This is a genomic window from Streptomyces sp. PsTaAH-137, assembly GCF_003259365.1.
Taxonomy (GTDB): domain Bacteria; phylum Actinomycetota; class Actinomycetes; order Streptomycetales; family Streptomycetaceae; genus Streptomyces.
Genome location: NZ_QLLY01000054.1, coordinates 1 through 4,129, shown reverse-complemented (window position 1 = coordinate 4,129; position 4,129 = coordinate 1). Strand labels below are relative to the sequence as shown.

Sequence of the window (4,129 nt, the reverse complement as noted above, 5' to 3'; positions counted from 1 at the left end):
CCCGTCCGCCCGCCTGCGCGCCCGGCCGCAGGGCGGTGCGATCGCCGCGGCGATCCGCGTACGGGGCGAGTGCCGCCAGATCTCGCGCTGCCCTTCCTCGGGCAGATAGGCGCAGAACCTGCCGTGCGCGGCCCACAGGGCGGCGCACCAGGCGGCCGACGGGCAGTGCTCGGCCAGCAGGGCCACGGCGTCCAGCAGCCCGGTGAAGGTCGACTCGGCTCCGCCCCGGAGCACGGGAACGAAGTGCGCGGGCAGGCCGGACCGGGTGAGGGCCTCGACGGTCGCGGGATCCAGCCGCCCTCGGGCGTCGGCCCGGGCGGCGTCCGCACGCGCCAGAGCGGCGGCGGCCATCAGGGGGTCCGCGGCCGCCGGGGTGCCGGCGGGCGCGAGGACGGTGTCGGGGGACACGAGAACGGGGGAAGCCACAGTCTTCTCCTAAAGATCTGTTCAAAAAATGCGTTCGAGAACGTATAAAGAAATGTCAGGACTACGTCGTCCGGCCGCAAGGAGCCTCTGGTGAAGCAGGAACGGTCAAGGCGCACCCATGAGTTGGTGCTCGACGCCGCAGCGGTGGAGTTCGCCGCGCACGGCTACCTCGGGGCCAATGTGCAACGGGTGGCCGAGCACACGGGTCTGACCAAGGGGGCGGTGTACGGGCATTTCGGCTCCAAGGACGCCTTGGCGCAGGCGCTGGTGACGCATCTGGAGACGAGCGTCGAGCAGCTGATCACGCAGTTGGAGACGGACCGGGTCCCTGCCGTGGGGCTGTCCGCCGTGCGTGAGGCCGCTCTGATGCTCGCCGACGAGCTGTCCTCCGACGTGCGCAGCGGGGCGGCGCTGCGCCTGACGGTGGAGCAGTCCCTGTCGAGCACGCAGGAACCGCCGGCTTTCGCGGCCCTGCGTGCGTTCGTCTCCGGTGCGCTGCGGCGGGCCGAGCACGAGGGCGGCCACGATCTGCCGACTCCGCTGCTGGCCGAGTTCGTGCTGATCCTGCTGGTGGGCGCCTACTTCATCGCCCCGACGGCGCGCGAGGGCTTGTCGGAGAGTGTGCGCAGCTTGTGGGACATCCTCTTGGCCCCGGCGTCCAGCAGGCTCTCGACCTCGGCGGCGGATGCCTGAACCGGGACACTCGCCCGGCGCGGCACGAGATGTGCGGTGCGCTGCCAGGTGGCGGTGAACTCGGCGACGACGGCGTCGTTCTGGACCAGGTCGACACGTGCGTCGAACCGTCTCTGCGTCCCGGCCGCGACCAGCGGCCGGCGCGGGACGACGTACAGGGGCGCGTCCAGTTCCGCGAAGGCGTGGAAGGTGCCGCTCGCGCCGACCATCTGGTAGCGGCCCCGCACGCTGTCGTCGGAGGTGCGCTGCACGGCGTGGCCGACCTGCCGGATCGACTCCAGCATCACCATCATCGGCAGGTGGTCGCTGGGGTGGTCGAAGTAGATGGCGTGCCGCGGGTCCACGAGGATCTGCCACCGTCCGTCGCGGCCGAGCCCGACGACGCTGTCCCCGGGACGCTGCCGGCCGACCGACACGGCGGACAGCCTGCGCAGGGCCCCCACCGGCCGGACGGGGCCCGCCGCGGGACGCTCCCCTCCGCGCAGACGCGCGTACAGGCGCTTGTCCATCGTGGTGACGTGCAGCGAGCCGCTTCCGCAGGCGAGGCCGTCGACCAGCAGCACGGCCTCGACGCGCAGACCGAAGCGGTGCGGCGCCCGGCACTCGGGCGTCCAGTGCCAGGTCACCTCCAGCTCCACCTCGTGCGGGGCGCCGTGGGTGCGCAGGGCGTCGAGGTCGGTGATCTCGAAGGTGCAGGCCTTGCCGAGGAACTGATGGGTCAGCGGAATGTCGTGGTGGACGTGCGCCAGATAGACCATGGCCTGGCGCAGTGTCTCGGCGAACAGCAGCGGGTCGCTGGCGCCGCCGGCCGGGGGGCCGTAGAGCGCGTGGTCGCGCGGCCATTGCGCGGCGACCCGGAAGGTGTGCTCCCCCGTGCGGGCCGAGTCGGTGATGAACACCTCGGCGACGGCGGCCCGGTGGACCAGGTGGCGCGCCACCGGCTGGGCGTACGACAAGGGCCGTCTCTGTATTTCGGAGGGCATCTCGGAGGCGTCCCCCAGCACATCCAACTGCATTTACTGACTCCTTCAGCTCCAGGAGGCGTTACAATACCTTCACGCAGGTATATTTCAAGGGGTGTCCAGTCCGGCACCTTGAGTCAGGTACAGGAGCGAGGAAGCCCGATGGACACTGCCCGGCCGACAAGGACGTCAGCTAAGGCGTCGACCGGCACCCGTGGACGCCCCGCGAAGGAGCTCAAGCAGGAGCGCGCCGTGCGCACCCGGGGGGTCGTCCTGGCCGCCGCGGCCCGGGCCTTCGCGGACCGCGGCTTCCCGCCGGTGACCGTCCAGGACGTCGCCGAGCTGGCGGGCATGACCAAGGGCGCGGTCTACTTCCACTTCGCCAACAAGGAGGCGCTCGCCCAGGCGGTGGCCAACGACTTCTACGCCTACCTCGACTCCATCGCCACGGCGGTCAAGGCCGAGGCCCTCTCCCCCGTGAGCACCGTCCAGCAGCTCCTGCTGCGCACCGCGCGCGCCTTCCGGGACAACGTCACGATCCAGGCCGGCGCGCGGCTGCAGATCGAGCGGGCGTACATCGGCATCGACATGCCGGTCCCGTACGTGGGCTATCAGTCCATGGTCACCGCGGCGCTGCGCGAGGCGGTGGAGGCCGGAGAAGTGCCCGCCGGGACCGACCCCGAGGTGCTGGCCCGCGTCATCGTCTCCGCGTTCTTCGGCGCCCAGCACATCTCCGGCGTGCTGAACGACCGCCAGGACATCACCGAGCGCGTGGAGGAGATCCTCGCGACCGCGCTGCCCATGGCCCCGGCTCCGGCGCGGGACTGACGGCCGGTGAGCCACGGGGGCGGCCGGACGGCTATTGAAACCTTCGCGTAGGTATGATTGGCTGAACGAGCTCGCGGGGGCCACAACCCGTACGGCCGCAGCGTCGGGGCCACACCTGAATACGGCAGAAAACCCGGCCGAGGACACGCATCCCCGGCCCTGCGCGCGTCACGCCACGAAGTTGCCGACCGCCGCCCGGGCGCGCCGCCTTGCCCGCGGCGACGTTTGAGAGAAAGAGTCGCTTCGGTCGCTAGAGTCTCGCCCCGCGTTGCGACACACGCCGCGGTGAGCGACCCAAGCGACGCAAGACCACACCTGCGGCCCTCCAACACACCCGTTGCGGCCGAGTCTCCCGAACCAGCTTCCGACAGGCGTTAGCCTGTGCGCACAACACATTCCCATGTTGAGTCGCTTCGGTCGCTGGAAAGGTCGTTACATGCTCGATGAGCTGGGATTTCCCCCCAGTTACTCAGTAGCTGACGCAGCGACCCAACCCCCGGCGAACTCCCTGCGGACGGCGCTCGCATGCGCGGCGCGCGGCTGGCCGGTCCTCCCGCTGGCCCCCGGACGCAAGACCCCCGCGGCCAACTGCGCCCGCTGTCAGGGCTCCGCGCACTCCCCCGCCACCTGCGAGTGCATCGCGCACGGTCGCTGGTGCCACGGCTTCCACGCAGCGACCGACGACAGCGACCGCATCCGCGACTGGTGGAAGTCCCAGCCGCGGTTCGGCGTGGGCGTCGCCTGCGGGGCGGCCGGCCTGCTCGTCCTCGACATCGACGCCCACGAGACACCACTCCCCCAGCGGGAGCGGCTGCTGCCCGGCATCCCCATCGGCGACCATGTGAGTCTCAACGGCCTGCAGCACGGCTTTCACAGCCTGGCCCTGCTCGCCGCCCTGCGCCAGGAAGCGGACCCCGCACTCGACACGGGCACCCTGCGCGTGCGCACCCCCAGCGGCGGGCTGCACGTCTGGTACCGGACCACGCCGGGCCAGACCTGGCTGTGCTCGACCGGGTCGAGCCCGCGCCGCGCCCTGGCCTGGCAGGTGGACGTCCGTGCCCAGGGCGGCTACATCGTGGCGCCCAACACGGTCACCGCCGGCGGCCGTTACGAGGTCCTGCCGGGCAGCGCCACACCGGCGCCGCTGCCCGGCTGGCTGGAGACCGAGCTGATCCGCACCGGCCACCAGAGCGCCAGCCTGCCGCGGCAGAGCACGGGCC

Annotated in this window: 4 protein-coding genes and 1 pseudogene; 3 read left to right on the top strand and 2 right to left on the bottom strand. The window is 71.5% G+C overall.

Annotated elements, in window-relative coordinates; genetic code table 11:
• A pseudogene (locus K377_RS40610) lies at positions 1-426 on the bottom strand (hypothetical protein); the annotation flags it as partial.
• 90 nt (positions 427-516) lie between these two features.
• Between K377_RS40610 and K377_RS40605 the strand changes: the two are divergent.
• Entirely contained in the window at positions 517-1,119 is a 603-nt protein-coding gene (locus K377_RS40605; RefSeq protein ID WP_111668660.1) for a TetR/AcrR family transcriptional regulator, read from the top strand.
• Here K377_RS40605 and K377_RS40600 read toward each other — a convergent pair.
• Positions 1,005-2,135 (bottom strand): ScbA/BarX family gamma-butyrolactone biosynthesis protein, encoded by a 1,131-nt coding sequence (locus tag K377_RS40600; RefSeq protein ID WP_111668659.1) that lies wholly within the window; start codon positions 2,133-2,135, stop codon positions 1,005-1,007. The two genes, K377_RS40605 and K377_RS40600, sit on opposite strands and share 115 nt — an antisense overlap.
• A 108-nt stretch (positions 2,136-2,243) precedes the next feature.
• Between K377_RS40600 and K377_RS40595 the strand changes: the two genes are divergently transcribed.
• Both K377_RS40595 and K377_RS40590 read left to right on the top strand, forming a co-directional pair.
• Entirely contained in the window at positions 2,244-2,909 is a 666-nt protein-coding gene (locus K377_RS40595) for a ScbR family autoregulator-binding transcription factor (protein ID WP_111668658.1), read from the top strand.
• A gap of 436 nt (positions 2,910-3,345) precedes the next feature.
• The coding region (locus tag K377_RS40590; protein WP_111668657.1) for a bifunctional DNA primase/polymerase at positions 3,346-4,129 on the top strand (784 nt) is incomplete at its 3' end.

Coding starts and splice junctions, on each gene's coding strand:
- K377_RS40600 (WP_111668659.1), bottom strand. CDS start 2,135: ATGCAGTTGGATGTGCTGGGGGACGCCTCCGAGATGCCCTCCGAAATA.
- K377_RS40595 (WP_111668658.1), top strand. CDS start 2,244: ATGGACACTGCCCGGCCGACAAGGACGTCAGCTAAGGCGTCGACCGGC.